A 15931-nucleotide genomic window follows, 5' to 3' on the forward strand; every position below is an offset into this window, starting at 1 on the left:
CGCTGCCTCCGGCGGAGCCGACCGAGTAGGTCGCAGAGCGGTTCGGAACGCCCCCGGCGGACTGTCGCCGGGGGCGTTCGCGGTTCATTCGACCGAAAACACTCCGACTCGACCACCCCACACTTTGTGTAACTTCTTGCATACTCCTCGTAGACGGGTGGGGGTGCGGGTGAAGCGGGGCGGGCAGCTGGCCGAGGGCGCGCGCGGGTGGGGCCGACGCGACCTGCTGCGCCGTGGCCTGCTGGTGGTGGGCGGTGTGGCCATCGGCGCGGGGACCTCCGAGGCGTGGTGGATCACCCATCGCCGGATGCCGATCGCCGGCGGCCCCGCCAGCGCCACCCTCGGCAACGGCCAACAGGATGTCGGCTCCGGCGCGGTGGACGTCGTCTGGTCCGGGCGGACCAGCCAGCGCCTGGTGGCCCTCACCTTCGACGACGGGCCGGCACCACAGTGGACTCCCATGGTGCTCGACACACTGGCCCAGCACCGGGTGCCGGCCACCTTCTTCATGGTCGGGGCGCAGGTCCGTCGACACGCCGACGTCGTCCGCGACCGGCTCGCCGGGCACGAGGTGGGCAACCACAGCTGGGAACACCGGGACCTGGCCGAACTGGACGCCGCCGAGGCGTACGACGACCTGCGCCGTAGCCACGACGCGATCGCCGACCTGACCGGGGTGCCGCCGGCGCTCCTCCGCCCGCCGTACGGCCACCTGGGCGGGGCGGTGCTGCACGCGGCGGCCCGGCTGGACTATCGGCTGGTGCTCTGGTCGTTGCAGATGGTGGAGCGCCAGTTCCCCGACGATCCGGCCGGTCACGCCCAACGGATCGTGGCCGAGGTTCGACCGGGAACGATCGTGCTCGGCCACGATGTGGGGGCGCACCGGCGGCTGGTCGCACTGCGGGGTCTGACCGACATGATCAACGGGCTACGGTCGCGTGGTTACACCTTCGTCACGGTTTCGGCGCTGCTGGGAGCGGGTGTGGGTATGACACCGACCAGGTAGGGTCGCGCTCCGTGGCGTCCACCCTCTCGGTTCTGACCGGCAATCGGAGCTTCCGCAACCTCTTCCTCGCCGAGCTTGTGGTCTTCGGCGCCGACTGGTTCGTCATGGTGCCGCTGCTGGTGCTGCTGCCGCACCTGACCGGCAGCGGCGTCTGGGGCGCGCTGGTGTTGGCCGTGGACACCGGCATCGTGGCGTTGCTGCTGCCGTACACCGGCACCATCGCCGACCGCTTCGACCGCCGAAAGATCATGATCGCGGCGAACGTGGCCGCGCTGGCGGGCGTGTTGCTGCTGCTCGGCGTGCGGAACGCCGGAACCGCGTGGCTGGCGCTGGTCGCCATTGGAGTGGTGGCGGTCGCCAAGGCGTTCTACTCGCCGGCCGCCCAGGCCGCGCTGCCCAACGTGCTGGAGCCCCACGAACTCGCCGCTGGCAACGCCGTCGCCGGCTCGGCCTGGGGCACCATGACCGTGGTCGGTGCGTCGCTCGGTGGCGTGCTCAGCACCGCTGCCGGCCCGTACGTCTGCTTCTGGGTTGCGGCGGTGGGCCTGGCGGCGGCCGCGGCCCTCGCCACCCGGATCCGTCGGCCGTTGCAGGCGCCCCGGGACGCCGACCAACCGGCCCAGCGAACCTGGTCGGCGGTCCGCGAGGCGCTCGGCTACATCGGTCACCGCCCCCGGGTGCTCGCGCTGGTCACCGTCAAGTCCGCGGTGGGCCTGGGCAACGGCGTGCTGACAGTGTTTCCGCTGCTGGCCGGCGTGTACGGTGTCGGCCCGCTCGGCGCCGGCCTGCTCTTCGCCGTACGTGGCGCGGGAGCGTTGGTGGGGCCGATCCTGATGCGCCGGGTGTTGACCAACCGGGCCTGGCTGCTGCCCGGGCTCGCGCTGTCCATGTCGCTCTACGGCCTGTCCTACCTGGGCACCTCGGTGGTGCGATGGTTTCCGCTGGTGCTGCTGCTGGTCTTCGTGGCGCACTTCGCGGGTGGCAGCAACTGGGTGATGTCGAACTTCGCCCTTCAGGGTGAAGTCCCGGACCGGTTGCGGGGCCGCGTCTTCGCCACCGACATGATGCTGGCGACGCTGGCGATCTCGGTGAGTCAACTGGCGGTGGCCCTGGTGGTGGACTCGGTCGACGAACGGGTGGTGCTCGCCGGCTGCGGTCTGATCACCCTCGTGTACGCGGTCGGCTGGCGGATCGCCACCCGCCGGCTGTCGCTCACCGATCCGGCCGTCGAGCCGGTCCCGGACCCGGCCGGCTGAACTCGACGGTCCCAGGCAGCGGGTGCGGGACCGGTTCGTCGGTCCCGAGCCCTAGCATGGGCGCGTGCCGACGAACTTCACCGCCGAGCCGGTCCGGGTCCGCGTCCCGGCGACCAGCGCCAACCTGGGCCCGGGCTTCGACGCGCTGGGTCTCGCCCTCGGGCTCTACGACGACGTGGCCGCCGAGGTCGCCTCGGGCGGTGTCCGGGTGACAGTGAGCGGGCAGGGCGCCGGTGAGCTACCCGACGACGACCGGCACCTGGTGGTGCGGGCCATGCGCGCCGCGTTCGACGTGCTCGGGGCCCACCCCGCGGGGCTCAGCGTGGAGTGCGTCAACCGGATCCCGCAGGCACGTGGGCTGGGCTCCTCGTCCGCCGCGATCGTCGCCGGGGTGTTGCTGGCCCGTGCCCTGGTCGTCGATGGGGAGCAGCGCCTCGACGACGCCGGCGCGCTGCGACTGGCAGCCGAGATCGAGGGCCACCCCGACAATGTGGCACCGTGCCTGCTCGGCGGTTTCACTGTGGCCTGGTCCGAGCCGAGCGGCGCACGGGCGGTTTCGCTGCCGGTCGCCGCAGCGGTGCGGCCCACTGTTTTCGTTCCGGCGGAACGCGGTTTGACCGCGACCGCACGGGCGGCCCTGCCGGCAACCGTGCCGCACGGTGACGCCGCGTTGACCGCCGGGCGGGCAGCGCTGCTGGTGCACGCGCTCACCACGGACCCGACCCTGCTGCTGCCGGCGACCGTCGACCGACTCCATCAGGATTACCGCGCAGCCGGGATGCCAGACACGTCTGCCCTGGTCAGCGCGTTGCGTGCGGCCGATGTGGCAGCTGTGGTCAGTGGGGCGGGGCCGACTGTGCTGGCGCTCAGTCAGCCTCCGGCGGGCTTCCCAGTGGGAACAGACTGGGAGATCTGGCAGTTACCGATAGACGTCAGCGGCGCGCGGGTCGCACGGGGTAGACTTGGACACGCCGAGCGGGACCCTGTTGCCGCAGGTCGGAAGAGTTGATTACGCTCTAGACCTAGCACAGCCGCGAAGCACGCGATCTCCTGCGGGGCGGCGCACCCCCGAAGCTCTCGGCGGTCAGCCCGTCTACCCCTGCCAAAGGCCCACGCCGCACCGCAGTTTCCACAGGTCGCCGCAGACGGCGAGACCTGCTCACCGACGTTGGTGAGTCGGGATACCGACCGGCTGCTGTGTCACAGACTCCCGCGACGCGTCCTTGCGAGGCGGGTGCACCGAGGCCGCCCGGCCACCTGAGCTCCGACTCCGGGCAGTCCCGGCCTATCGAGGGAAGGAATCCATTGAGCGACACCACCGACGTGACGTCGGATGTTTCCAACGTCGCTGGCGATGCCACCGCAGCCGCTCCCGCCCGTCGTCGGCGTAGCGGCACCGGTCTGTCGGCGATGCTGCTGCCAGAGCTGCAGAGCCTGGCTGCGTCGCTCGGCATCTCCGGCACGGCTCGCATGCGCAAGGGCGAGCTGATCGCCGCGATTTCCGAGCGGCAGGGCGGCAACGCCGCCGGGACCCCTCGACCACGGGCCGAGGTCGCGGCCGCGGCCGCCCCGACCCGTGAGGGAGTGCGCGCCGAGGTGCGGGAGACCGCCGACCGGCCGGCAGCCGAAGGACGCGGTGCCGAGCAGGCGCCGGCCGAGCCGGCCGCCGAGACCGAGGGCCGTAGCCGCACCCGGCGGAGCCGGACCGCAACGGCGGAGGCCCGTACCACCGAGGCTCGCCCCGCTGAGGCGCGGGCGACCGAGGCGCGGGCGACCGAGGCACGGACGACCGAGCCGCGTAGCGACGAGGCGGAAGCCGGCGAGCGGGCCGAGCGTGGCGAGAACCGCCGCGACCGGGCCGAGCGTCCGGAGCGCGCCGAGCGTGCCGACCGGGGCGAGCGTGCCGAGCGGACCGAGCGGACCGAGCGGGGCGAGCGGACCGAGCGTGCCGACCGGGGCGAGCGTTCCGACCGGGGCGAGCGTTCCGACCGGGGCGAGCGGGCCGAGCGTAACGACCGACCCGACCGCGGTGACCGCAACGACCGCAACGACCGCAACGACCGTGGTCAGCGTGCCGAGCGGGACAGCGACGACGACGACGAGGGTGGCGGCCGGCGCGGCCGGCGCAGCCGTTTCCGGGACCGTCGCCGTGGGCGCGGCGAGCGTACCGAGACCGGTACCGACACCGGCGGGCGTGAGCCGCAGGTCAACGAGGATGACGTACTCGTCCCGGTGGCCGGCATCATCGACGTGCTCGACAACTACGCCTTCGTGCGGACGACCGGTTACCTGGCCGGCCCGAACGACGTGTACGTCTCGATGTCCCAGATCAAGAAGTACGGCCTGCGCCGCGGTGACGCGATCACCGGTGCGGTGCGGGCGGCCCGAGAGGGCGGCAACAGCGGCGACCAGCGGCGCGACAAGTACAACCCGCTGATGCGGCTGGACACGATCAACGGGATGGAGCCCGAGGAGGCCCGGCGTCGTCCGGAGTTCTACAAGCTCACCCCGCTCTACCCGCAGGAGCGCCTGCGGCTGGAGACCGAGCCGCACATCCTCACCACCCGGGTCATCGACCTGGTCATGCCGATCGGCAAGGGCCAGCGGGCACTCATCCAGTCTCCGCCCAAGGCGGGTAAGACGATGGTGCTGCAGGCGATCGCGAACGCGATCACCCGCAACAACCCGGAGTGCCACCTGATGGTGGTGCTGGTGGACGAGCGGCCCGAAGAGGTCACCGACATGCAGCGGTCGATCAAGGGCGAGGTCATCGCGGCCACGTTCGACCGTCCGCCGCAGGACCACACCACAGTGGCGGAGCTGGCCATCGAGCGGGCCAAGCGCCTCGTCGAGCTTGGGCACGACGTCGTCGTGCTGCTCGACTCGGTGACCCGGCTCGGTCGGTCGTACAACCTGGCGGCGCCGGCCAGCGGCCGGATCATGTCGGGTGGTATCGACTCCACGGCGCTGTACCCGCCGAAGCGCTTCCTCGGCGCGGCCCGCAACATCGAGAACGGCGGGTCGCTGACCATCATCGCCACGGCGCTGGTGGAGACCGGGTCCATGGCGGACACGGTCATCTTCGAGGAGTTCAAGGGCACCGGCAACGCCGAGTTGAAGCTGGACCGGAAGATCGCCGACAAGCGGACCTTCCCGGCCATCGACATCAACCCGTCCGGTACGCGTAAGGAAGAGGTCCTGCTCGCACCGGAAGAGCTGGCCATCATCCACAAGCTCCGGAAGGTGCTGCACTCGCTGGACTCGCAGGCCGCGATGGATCTCCTGCTGGACCGGCTCAAGCAGTCCCGCACGAACATCGAGTTCCTGATGCAGATCGCGAAGTCGACGCCGGGGGAGTAACCGTCCCCGGGTGACGACGAAGGGGCACGGCCATCGCGGCCGTGCCCCTTCGTCATGTTCCCGGGCCCGACATCCGCAGCCGGCGGGAGATGACGCCCGCGCCGTCAGGTGATGGAATTTTCCTTCGGTTCAGTCGACAGGTATTGAAACTTCTATTCATTGCCGGGTTGACTGTCGTCCATGCGTACCCGCAGACGATCCGCCCGCCGCACCGGCGTCCTGCTGCTGACGCCGCTGCTCGCCCTGGCCCTGTCGCCGCCGGCCACCGCCGCGCCCACCATCGACCCGCCCACACCGGCTTCACCGTCCGTGGCATCACCCACCATCGCCGAGGACACGCCGCCCGCGTCCTCCCGCCCGGCCGGCTCGGTCAGCCTGTCCGCCGCGCCGACGGTCGCGACCGCCCCGACCACCGACGCTGGTGGTCTGGAGCCGGCCGGCGGGCTGGAGACCACGAAGGCCACCCGGCCGGTCGCGCCGGGCGTGCAACTGACGTCCTTCGACCGGTACGACGCCGAGGGCTGGCTGCGCGCCGACGCGCTCACCACCGACCTGGCCGGCGGCTCCACGGTCGACTACGTCAACTCCGGTGCGGTCAGCCGGGCCGAGCCGCTGCGAAAGGCGGTGGACCAGTCGCGCGCTGTCGCCGCGGTCAACGGCGACTTCTTCGACATCAACAACTCCGGTGCCGCCCAGGGCGTCGGCGTCCGTGACGGCGAGCTGATCCAGTCGGGGGTCAGCGGTCATCGCAACGCGGTGGCGGTCACCACCAACGGGGTCGGGCGGGTGATCGAGGTGAACTTCGACGGCAGCGCCGCCCTGCCCACCGGGCCCGTCCCGCTGACCCAGTTCAACAACATGGTGCAGGCCGACGGCATCGGCGCCTTCACCGAGCTGTGGGGGACGTACTCCCGGCAGCGTGCCGTGGAGGGCGCGGCCCGGGTGGTCGAGGTCACCGTCACCGGCGGTCGGGTGGCCGCGGTGGAAAGCGTGGCCGGTAGCGGCCCGATCGTCGCGGGCAGCACCGTGCTGCTCGGCCGCGACCTCGGCGCGGACGCGCTTGCCGGTCTGCGCCCCGGTGACCCGGTGGCGGTTGCCTGGCGGCCGAAGCCGTCCGACGGCAGCACCCTGCACGCGGCGGTCGGGGGCGGCAACGTCCTCGTTCGCGACGGCGTCGTGCAGGCCATCGCCGACCCGACCCTCGCACCCCGCACCGCCGTCGGGTTCAGCGCCGACGGTCGAAAAATGATCATGCTGACGGTGGACGGCCGTCAGGTCGACAGCCGAGGCGTGACGCAGTCCGAGATGGGCCGGATGATGGCCGAGTTGGGCGCCCACCACGCGCTCAACCTGGACGGTGGCGGATCGTCCACGCTGCTGGCCCGGGAGCCGGGCGCGCCCGCCGTGCAGCTGGAGAACGGCCCCTCCGACGGCAGCGAGCGGGCCGTGCCCAACGGCCTGGCCATCTACGCGCCGAAGGGCAGCGGGCGACTCACCGGCTACTGGGTCGAGACGGCCAGCGACCCCACCGCCGCCCCGGGCGTCTCACCGGTGCGAGGTGGACGGCCCGACCGGGTCTTCCCGGGGCTGACCCGCATTCTCACGGCATCCGGCTACGACGAGACGTACGGCCCGGCGTCCGGCGCCCCCACCTGGCGGGCGACCCCGGCGGTACGCGGCCGGGTCGACAGTGACGGCGTGTTCCACGCCGCCGCGCCGGGGGCCAGCACGGTCACCGCCGGACGGGGGCGGGTCACCGGCTCGCTGAATCTCACGGTGCTCGGCCCGCTGGCCCGGATCGGCACCACCGCGCCGCGGGTCGGGCTGACCGGCCGGGACGGCGACGCCCTGGTCGGCGTCGTCGGGTACGACGCCGAAGGCAACACCGCGCCGATCGAGCCGGACGACCTCACCCTCGACTACGACCGGGACCTGCTGCGGATCACCCCCACCGGGGACGGCAACCTGTCCATCGCCGCGTTACGGGACGCCGGCTCCGGCCTGGTGACCGTTCACGTCGGACGCACGAGCGCTGTCCTGCCGGTCACCGTCGGGCTGACCGACGTGCCGGTCGCCGGTTTCGACGACGCCGCGTCCTGGCGGTTCAGTCAGGCCCGTGCCAGCGGTTCGGTGGCGCCGGCGCCCGGGCACACCGGCACCGGCCTGCGAATGTCGTACGACTTCAGCCAGTCCACCGGCACGCGGGCCGCGTACGCCGACCCGCCCGCCTGGATCGAGGTGCCCGGTCAACCGCAGGCCTTCGGGATGTGGATCCACGGCAACGGCACCGGGGAATGGCCCAGCCTGCACCTGCACGACGCCCAGGACACGCAACACGTGCTGCGTGGCCCACTGATCACCTGGACCGGTTGGCGGTACGTGGAGTTCGCGGTGCCGGCCGGGGTGCAGTACCCGGTGCGGGTACGCCGCTTCTACGTGGCCGAGACGAACGCCGCGGCGCAGTACAGCAGCGAGGTGATCATCGACGACCTGGTGGCGAAGGTGCCACCGACTGTCGACGTGCCGGAGGTGGCCCCGCGTACCGATCGGGTGGTGGTCCGCGACGGCACTGTCGACGGCGCGTCGTGGCGGTTCGCTGTGCTCTCCGACGCCCAGTTCGTCGCCGCCGACCCGGACAGCGACCTGGTCGCCCAGGCCCGGCGGACGCTGCGCGAGGTGCTGGCGGCCCGGCCGGACTTCCTCCTGATCAACGGCGACTTCGTGGACACCGCCTACCCGGCCGACTTCGCGCTGGCCCGGCGGATCCTCGACGAGGAGTTGGGCGACGCGCTGCCCTGGTACTACGTGCCCGGCAACCACGAGATCATGGGCGCTCCGATCAGCAACTTCGCGGCCGCGTTCGGTGCCACCTCCCGGGTGTTCGACCACAACGGCACCCGGTTCGTCACGCTGAACTCGTCCACCGGGACGCTGCGCGGCGGAGGCTTCGACCAGGTACGGATGCTCCGCGAGACGCTGGACGCCGCGGCCACCGACCGGCGCGTGGGTTCGGTCGTCGTCCTGCACCACCACCCGACGCGTGACCCCAGCCCGGCGCAGGCCAGCCAGCTCGGCGACCGCAAGGAGGCGGCGCTGCTGGAACAGTGGCTGGCCGACTTCCAGCACCGCACCGGCAAGGGCGCGCTGTTCGTGGGCGGGCACGTCGGCACCTTTCACGCCGACCGGGTGGACGGGGTGCCGTACGTGATCAACGGCAACGCCGGCAAGACGCCGTCCACCCCTGCCGACCAGGGCGGCTTCACCGGTTGGACGGAGTTCGGCGTGGACCCGGTGACCCCGGCCGAGGCCGACCGGGCCCGTCGTGACCCCCTCGCCGAGGGCCCGCGTTGGGTGGACGCGGAGTTCCACGCGCACGCCGACCGCCTCACCGTGGCCGCCCCGGCCAGCGTCGCGGTCGGCACCCCCGTGGCGGTCACCGCCACGCTGACCCAGCCCGGCGGGCGTACGGTCCCGGTGGCCGCACCGGTCAGCGCCGACTGGTCGGCGTCGCCGGGAGTGCACGTCGGCTCGGCGGCCGGGGTGCGCCCCTGGCACATCGCCCGATTCGACCCGGCCACCGGCACCCTGACGGCACTGCGGCCCAGCGCGCCGATACGCCTGACGGTCGAGGTGAACGGCGCGCGTGCCGAGGCCACCGTCACCGTCACCGGGTGAACCGTCCGGACGGGCCCCACGCGCGGGGCCCGTCCGGACACCTCAGAAGTCGCCGTCGGCCACCTGGAAGACGGTGAGGCCCAGGGACCGCCACATCTGGACCACCTGGACGCGGTCGTCGAAGACGCCGGCCACCCGGTAGCGGTCCCGGATCTCCCGGTCGTAGATCTCCCGCTTGACGATCGAGTCCTTCCGGGCGTCGCCGACGGCGCGCAGGTGCAGGCCCAGGTACGGCACTCGTACGTGCCGGGCCAGCCACGCCTCGGTGGCCGCGCGGGCGGAGGCGTCCCGCCCGGAGCAGAAGACCACCCCGTACCCGGCGGCGTGCATCGCCCGGACCGCCGCGATCGCCGCCGCGTTCGGCTGGTCCTCGCCCACCCGGGTCATGTCGTACGGGCTGCGGGAGACGGCCAGCGCGACTGTGCCGTCGATGTCCACCAGGACGATCTCCGGTGGCTCGGTCGACGGCGGGTGCACAACGGCGGGTCGTCCGGTGCGAGCCTGCGGCACCGGCAACGGCAACTCCCGCCCCTGAAGGTAGCGCTCGTGCAGCCGGCGGATCGCGTCCGCGCCGACCTGGTCGGTGGCCGGGCGGGCGGCGTCGCGGCGCAGGCACTCGTCCAGCGGCACGTCGGTGAAGTCGTGCACCTCGAAGTCCGCATCGTGGCGGGCGGCCAGCTCGGCCCAGCCGCGCAGGGTCCGCGCGCGCAGGTTGGTGTCGTCCACGCAGACGTCCGCTCGGGCCCGCAGCAGCGCCTCGACCTGAGCCTGCTGTACGGCCGTAACCTGCGCCTCGGCCCACTGGGTGAACAGCCGTTCGCCGTGCAGCATCCGACGCAGATCGTCCCGGTTCACCCGCGACACGGACGGCTGGAGCGTGCGGGCGAACGTCGTCTTGCCTGAGGCGGGCAGTCCCCGGGTGGCGATCAGACGGGTCATCGGCCCACCTCCGGCTCGACGGGCGTACCCCGGCTGGGGTACCTGGCGGCGGTCCGCCGGGTGCGCGAATGCCCCGCCGGGCGGCGGGAATGCGGACGGGTAGGCACGTGTTGACGATGCCGGACGAGGTGTGCGGCCCGATTACCGGGTCGGCTCAGGCCCATGGCACACTGGTCAATCGGCCACCGGTTCCGGTTCACGCCCGAGCCCGTCGCGTACGGCGCGACGAGCGATGACGGCGACCCGGCGACCACCAACGAGAGGACCGAGGCGAGATGAAGGCAAACATCCACCCGGAGTACGTGACCACCGAGGTCAGCTGCTCCTGTGGCAACACGTTCACGACCCGCAGCACCGCCAAGGGCGGCACGATCCACGCCGAGACCTGCAGCGCCTGCCACCCGTTCTACACCGGTAAGCAGCGCGTTCTCGACACCGCCGGCCGGGTCGCGAAGTTCCAGCAGAAGTACGCCAAGGTTCAGGCCAAGAAGGCCAAGTAACTCCCCGTTCGGCGCCCACGTCCGGTTTTTCACCGGACGCGGGCGCCGTCCGCGTTTTCCTCCACTTCCGCCCGGCCGCTGGCCTCCCGGCCCCGGCCCGGTCGTCGCGCACCGTCGAAGGAGCATCCGCAGCATGAGCAGCGAGCGTCTGGCCGGCCTTCTCGACGAGTACGCGGAGCTGGAGAAGCGGTTGGCCGATCCGGCCATCCACGCCGACCAGGCCACCGCGCGCAGGGTCGGCCGCCGGTACGCCGAGCTGGTGCCGCTGCACAAGGCCGCCGACGAGTTGGAGCAGGCCCGCGCCGATCTGGCCGCGGCTCGCGAGCTGGCCGCCGAGGACCCGTCCTTCGCGGCTGAGGCGGACGCCATCGCCGGGTCCCTGCCGGTGTTGGAGGAACGGCTCGCCGAGCTGCTCATTCCGCGCGACCCGCACGACGCCAAGGACGTGATCGTCGAGATCAAGGCCGGTGAGGGTGGTGAGGAGTCAGCGCTGTTCGCCGGTGACCTGCTGCGGATGTACACCCGGTACGCCGAGCGGCACGGCTGGGTCACCGAGGTGATCGACGCACAGGATTCCGACCTCGGCGGGGTCAAGGACGTCTCCCTGGCGATCAAGACCAAGGGTGTGCCGGACGGTGGCAACGGCGTCTGGTCGCGGCTCAAGTGGGAGGGCGGGGTGCACCGGGTGCAGCGTGTCCCGGTGACGGAGTCGCAGGGCCGGATCCACACCAGCGCCGCCGGGGTGCTGGTGCTTCCGGAGGCCGAGGACGTCGACGTCACGATCGACCAGAACGAGTTGCGCATCGACGTGTTCCGCTCGTCCGGCCCGGGTGGCCAGTCGGTGAACACCACCGACTCGGCGGTGCGGATCACCCACCTGCCGACCGGCATCGTCGTCTCCTGCCAGAACGAGAAGTCCCAGTTGCAGAACCGGGAGCAGGCGATGCGGATCCTGCGGGCCCGGCTGCTCGCCGCCGCCCAGGAGCAGGCCGACGCCGCCGCCTCGGACGCGCGCAAGGCCCAGGTGCGCACCGTGGACCGCTCGGAGCGGATCCGCACCTACAACTTCCCGCAGAACCGGATCACCGATCACCGGATCGGCTACACCGCGTACAACCTGGATCTGGCGCTCGGCGGCGAGTTGGACGGGGTGCTGGACGCTCTCACCGAGGCCGACCGGGCCGCCCGGCTGGCCGGCGACACCGAGCTGACCCGCCGCTGACCCCGGCCCGCCCGGGTCGATCATGGACTTGTGGTGGGTTGATTGTGGCGTCGTGGGCCTTTTGTGGGGCACCACAACTCCATGATCGACCCCGCGAGGGGTGATCAGCTTGCGCGCGGGCGGGTCTTGGCGCGGAGCATCTCGCGGTCGGCCTGCTCGAACGCGACGCTGAGCGCGTCGCGCAGCCCGCTGCCACCGGAGACCTCGGCGAAGCCGATGCTGACCCCGACCGGGGTGCCCGGGACCAACGACTCCCAGTCCTCCAGGCGGACCGCCGCCTCGATCCGGCGGGCCACCTCGGCGGCCTCGATCATGCCGGTGTCCGGCAGCACCACCACGAATTCGTCACCGCCGTAGCGGGCCACGAAGTCGCCCCGGCGCATCACCCGGTTGATCACGCCGGCGATGCGTTGCAGCACCAGGTCGCCCGAGTGGTGCCCGTGCCGGGTGTTGACCGCCTTGAAACCGTCCAGGTCGCAGACGCCGATCACCACTCGATCGCCGCGGGTGACCACGGCCGTGATGTAGCGCTCCAACCGGCGGCGGTTGGGCAGCCCGGTGAGCGGGTCGGTCAACGCCTCGCCCTCGAAGCGTGCCGCCTCACGGCGCATCTCCTCGTGGTCGATGCGGGCGGCGATGCCGTCGATGTAGACGTCACGCAGCCGGTCGTTGCGCTGCGCGGCGAGCCGGAACGCCAGCCGGTCGGCCCGGTGCGCCGCCAGGTGGTCCCCGGCACGGGTCAACGCGATGCTGCGCAGCCGGGCCGGCTCGGCCGCCCCGAGCGTCTCGTTGGAGACCTGGACGGTGTCCAGTCGGGCGACCGCCTCGATCGGCCGACCGTCGGCGACGGCGAGGCACACCTGCCCGAGCTGACGTAGGTCGCGGGCGCGGGCGCTGTCCCCGCCGTGGGTCATCAACCGGGCCGGCTCGGGGCCTTCGGTCGCCACCTGATCGCCGAGCGCGGCCTGTCGAGCCGCCGCATAGCCGTACGCGGCGAGGCTGCTCGGGCGTAGCTGGGCCGCCCGCCCGGCGCGGACGAAGCGGGTCAGGTCGGCGGCCACGTCCCGGAGCACCCGCAGGCAACCGTCGCTGTCGCCGTTGTGGTCGAGGGCCACCGCGTTGCGCAGCCGGATGCCCGGCGCGGCGAACGTCTCCTCCGGGATCCCGGCGGTCAGCCCGAGCTGCCGGGCCCGCTCGATGGCCCCCAGGGCGTACCCGTGGAAGCTGAGGTAGCTGTAGGCCATGGCCAGGTCGTGCCAGCCCCAGGCGGTGTCCCGGTCCGGGTCGGCGACGGCGCCCAGCGCCCGGGCCGCCCGGACGAGGTGCATGACGCAGCGGTCCAGTGCGCCCTGGTGGTGCGCGGCGAGCGCGGCAAGGGCGTTGAGGTGACCGTGCAGATAGGGCTCGGCGAGGTCGCGGACCGCCGCCGACGCCTCTTCGATGGCCCGGGTGAACTCCGCCGTCCGACCGAGATTGATCAGCGCGGAGAGGCGCTGCACCATGGCGTCCGCTCGCGCCGCCGGGTCGTCGGTGGTGCGGATCACACGCTCCAGCAGGACGTACGCCTCCGCGGAGCGGCTGGCCTCCTGCAACGCCCGGGCGTGCGTCAGGGCGTCAACCTGGTCATCGACCCGGTCGAGCCAGCCCACGCGTCAACCTCCTGTCGTGCGCGCTGGGCGCACCTGTTCGTCACGTCGCCCGCGACGCTTCATGATTATGTCGTGAGTACTTTGCCGCAACACCCCCCCGAAGGGACAGGCCCCATCCGGCCGTCCGCCGCGGTGGCCCGAGCGACCCGCGCCCTCGCCGCCGCCGGGGTCGGCTCCGCCCGGGTGGAGGCCGAGTTGCTGGCGGCGTACGTGCTCGGGGTTTCCCGGGGTCGGTTGGCCATCGCCGACGACCTGAGCGACGACCAGGTGGTGCGGCTCGACGAGTTGACGCGCCGCCGCGCCGCGCGTGAGCCGTTGCAGCACCTGACCGGGCGGGCCGGGTTCCGGCACCTGGAGCTGTCGGTCGGCCCGGGTGTCTTCGTGCCCCGCCCGGAGACCGAGCTGTTGGCCGGCTGGGGCGTCGAGCAGGCCCAGGGGCGGCCCGACCCGGTGGTGGTGGACCTGTGCAGCGGCTCGGGCGCGATCGCCCTCGCGGTGGCTCAGGAGCTGCCGGGAGCGCGGGTGATCGCTGTGGAGCGGTCTGCGGGGGCGCTGGTGTGGCTACGGCGCAACGCGGCGGAGCGCGCCGCGGCGGGGGACCGGCCGATCGAGGTGGTCGAGGCCGATGTGACAGCGCCGGACCTGCTGGCCGAACTGGTGGGCCGGGTGGACGTCCTGCTCTGCAACCCGCCGTACGTGCCGGACGACGTGGTGGTCCCGCCGGAGGTGGCCGGGCACGACCCCGCGGAGGCGGTCTTCGGCGGCGCGGACGGCCTGGTGGTGATCCGGCCGGTCGTCGCCAGGGCGGCGGTGCTGTTGCGCCCGGGGGGTGTGTTCGGCGTCGAGCACGACGACACCCACGGCGCGGCGGTGCCCGAGCTGCTCGCCCAGGACGGCGGCTTCACCGCTGTCGCGGAGCATCTGGACCTCACCGGGCGTCCCCGCTACACGACCGCGTCCCGACGGGCGGACGGCCAGCACGCCCCGATCGGGGCGGCGTGGCAGACTGACTCCTCGTGATGCTCTACGACTGCCGATCGCCCGCCGATCGGGACCGCGGCATCGCCGCGGCGATCGAGGCGGTCAAGAACGGCGAGCTGGTCGTTCTCCCGACGGACACCGTGTACGGGATCGGCGCGGACGCGTTCACCCCGTACGCGGTGAAGGCGCTGCTCGATGCCAAGGGCCGGGGTCGGCAGATGCCGCCGCCGGTGCTGATCGGCTCGCGGCACACCCTGGACGGGTTGGTCTTCTCGCTGCCCACGGCCGCCCGGGACCTCGTGGAGGCGTTCTGGCCGGGTGCCCTGACGATCGTGGTCGAGCACTCGCCGAGCCTGCAGTGGGACCTGGGCGACAAGACCGGCACGGTGGCGGTGCGGATGCCGCTGCACCCGGTGGCGTTGGAGGTGCTGCGCGAGACCGGCCCGATGGCGGTCTCGTCGGCCAACAAGACCGGCCAGCCGGCCGCGGTCACCGCTGACGAGGCACGTGACCAGCTCAGCTACTCGGTGCGGGCCTACCTGGAGGCCGGCCCCTGCCCGGATCCGGTGCCCAGCACGATCGTCGATCTGACCGGTGAGGTGCCGCAGCTGTTGCGGGCCGGGGCGATCCCGTTGGAGAAGCTGCGCGACGTGGTTCCGGATCTCGTCGACGGTCGGGCGGTCTGAGTGCCACCGTTCACTGTTCTGCACGTCTGCATGGGCAACATCTGCCGCTCGCCGATGGCGGAGCGGCTGCTGGCCCTGGCGGTGCGGGAGCGGCTCACCCGGCGTTCGCAGGATCCGGCCCAGGCCGAGGAGCTGGTGCACAGCCACAGCGCCGGCACGGGTGGCTGGCACGCGGGCGAGGAGATGAACCCGCCGGCGGCACGGCAGGTCACCGGCCGTGGTGGGGACGTGGCGGGGTTCGCCGCGCGCAAGCTGCGCTCGGACCACATCGACGCCGCCGACCTGGTCCTGACCGCCACCGCCGACCAGCAGGAGTACGTGGTGGCGCTTCGTCCGGACGCGGCGGCCCGCACGTTCGTGCTGGGCGAGTTCGGCCGGCTGCTGGCCGCCGTGGACACCGCCGCGCTGCCGCCTGGTGACGCCACCCCGGAGGCCGTGTACGCCCGGGGGATGGCCCTGGTGGCGGCAGCGCACGACGCGCGGCTCGGCGCCTCGGCGCTGACCACCGATGATCTGGATGACCCGTGGGGTCGTGGCGACCAGTGCTTCAGCCGGGTCGCCGACGAGATCGAGGAGACGGTCCACCCGCTGGCCGGCGCGCTGCTGCCCTGAGCGTGGTGCGAGTTTCCTCCGGGTTTGGGGAAAACCCAGGGCCAA

Annotated in this window: 12 protein-coding genes; 10 read left to right on the plus strand and 2 right to left on the minus strand. The window is 72.5% G+C overall.

From position 1 onward, the window contains the following. The first annotated feature begins 163 nt into the window (after positions 1 to 163). From ABZ749_RS03160 to ABZ749_RS03180, 5 genes are all read left to right on the plus strand, one after another. A complete protein-coding gene (locus tag ABZ749_RS03160) occupies positions 164 to 1006 on the plus strand; it encodes a polysaccharide deacetylase family protein (RefSeq protein WP_357222254.1) in 843 nt (280 codons plus the stop codon). A gap of 11 nt (positions 1007 to 1017) precedes the next feature. Continuing rightward, complete coding sequence (locus ABZ749_RS03165) at positions 1018 to 2262, plus strand: MFS transporter (RefSeq protein ID WP_355008078.1); 1245 nt, start codon at positions 1018 to 1020, stop codon at positions 2260 to 2262. 64 nt (positions 2263 to 2326) lie between these two features. Beyond that, positions 2327 to 3271 (plus strand): homoserine kinase, encoded by a 945-nt coding sequence (gene thrB, locus ABZ749_RS03170; protein WP_357222256.1) that lies wholly within the window; start codon positions 2327 to 2329, stop codon positions 3269 to 3271. Positions 3272 to 3567: 296 nt separating this feature from the next. Further along, positions 3568 to 5622 (plus strand): transcription termination factor Rho, encoded by a 2055-nt coding sequence (gene rho / locus ABZ749_RS03175; RefSeq protein WP_357222258.1) that lies wholly within the window; start codon positions 3568 to 3570, stop codon positions 5620 to 5622. Between the two features lie 180 nt (positions 5623 to 5802). Continuing rightward, a complete protein-coding gene (locus tag ABZ749_RS03180) occupies positions 5803 to 9297 on the plus strand; it encodes a phosphodiester glycosidase family protein (protein WP_357222261.1) in 3495 nt (1164 codons plus the stop codon). A 42-nt stretch (positions 9298 to 9339) separates the two neighbouring features. Here the strand turns inward: ABZ749_RS03180 and ABZ749_RS03185 are convergent, their stop codons facing one another. Continuing rightward, the gene (locus ABZ749_RS03185) at positions 9340 to 10236 is read right to left on the minus strand and encodes an AAA family ATPase (protein ID WP_357222263.1); all 897 of its coding nucleotides are present in this window, start codon (positions 10234 to 10236) and stop codon (positions 9340 to 9342) included. A gap of 275 nt (positions 10237 to 10511) precedes the next feature. Here ABZ749_RS03185 and rpmE point away from each other — a divergent pair, with 275 nt between their 5' ends. Together rpmE and prfA are read left to right on the plus strand one after the other, a co-directional pair. Beyond that, positions 10512 to 10736, plus strand: a complete 225-nt coding sequence (gene rpmE / locus ABZ749_RS03190; RefSeq protein ID WP_355008073.1) for a 50S ribosomal protein L31 — start codon at positions 10512 to 10514, stop codon at positions 10734 to 10736. Positions 10737 to 10869: 133 nt separating this feature from the next. Next, positions 10870 to 11958, plus strand: coding sequence for a peptide chain release factor 1 (gene prfA / locus ABZ749_RS03195; RefSeq protein ID WP_091405908.1), 1089 nt, complete (start codon positions 10870 to 10872; stop codon positions 11956 to 11958). A gap of 104 nt (positions 11959 to 12062) precedes the next feature. Here prfA and ABZ749_RS03200 read toward each other — a convergent pair whose 3' ends face one another. Next, positions 12063 to 13607, minus strand: coding sequence for a GGDEF domain-containing protein (locus ABZ749_RS03200; RefSeq protein ID WP_357222265.1), 1545 nt, complete (start codon positions 13605 to 13607; stop codon positions 12063 to 12065). A 72-nt stretch (positions 13608 to 13679) separates the two neighbouring features. Between ABZ749_RS03200 and prmC the strand changes: the two genes are divergently transcribed. From prmC to ABZ749_RS03215, 3 genes are read left to right on the plus strand one after another with little or no spacing between them, the layout of a single operon-like run. Continuing rightward, complete coding sequence (gene prmC, locus ABZ749_RS03205) at positions 13680 to 14627, plus strand: peptide chain release factor N(5)-glutamine methyltransferase (RefSeq protein WP_357222267.1); 948 nt, start codon at positions 13680 to 13682, stop codon at positions 14625 to 14627. Further along, the gene (locus ABZ749_RS03210; RefSeq protein ID WP_091406475.1) at positions 14627 to 15274 is read left to right on the plus strand and encodes an L-threonylcarbamoyladenylate synthase; all 648 of its coding nucleotides are present in this window, start codon (positions 14627 to 14629) and stop codon (positions 15272 to 15274) included. The genes prmC and ABZ749_RS03210 overlap by 1 nt, the downstream gene beginning before the upstream one ends. Beyond that, on the plus strand, positions 15275 to 15886 hold the full coding sequence (locus ABZ749_RS03215; RefSeq protein WP_355008069.1) for a phosphotyrosine protein phosphatase: 612 nt from the start codon (positions 15275 to 15277) through the stop codon (positions 15884 to 15886). The last annotated feature ends 45 nt before the right edge of the window (positions 15887 to 15931 follow it).

This window comes from Micromonospora sp. NPDC047753 (assembly GCF_040642735.1).
In the GTDB taxonomy this organism is placed as follows: domain Bacteria; phylum Actinomycetota; class Actinomycetes; order Mycobacteriales; family Micromonosporaceae; genus Micromonospora.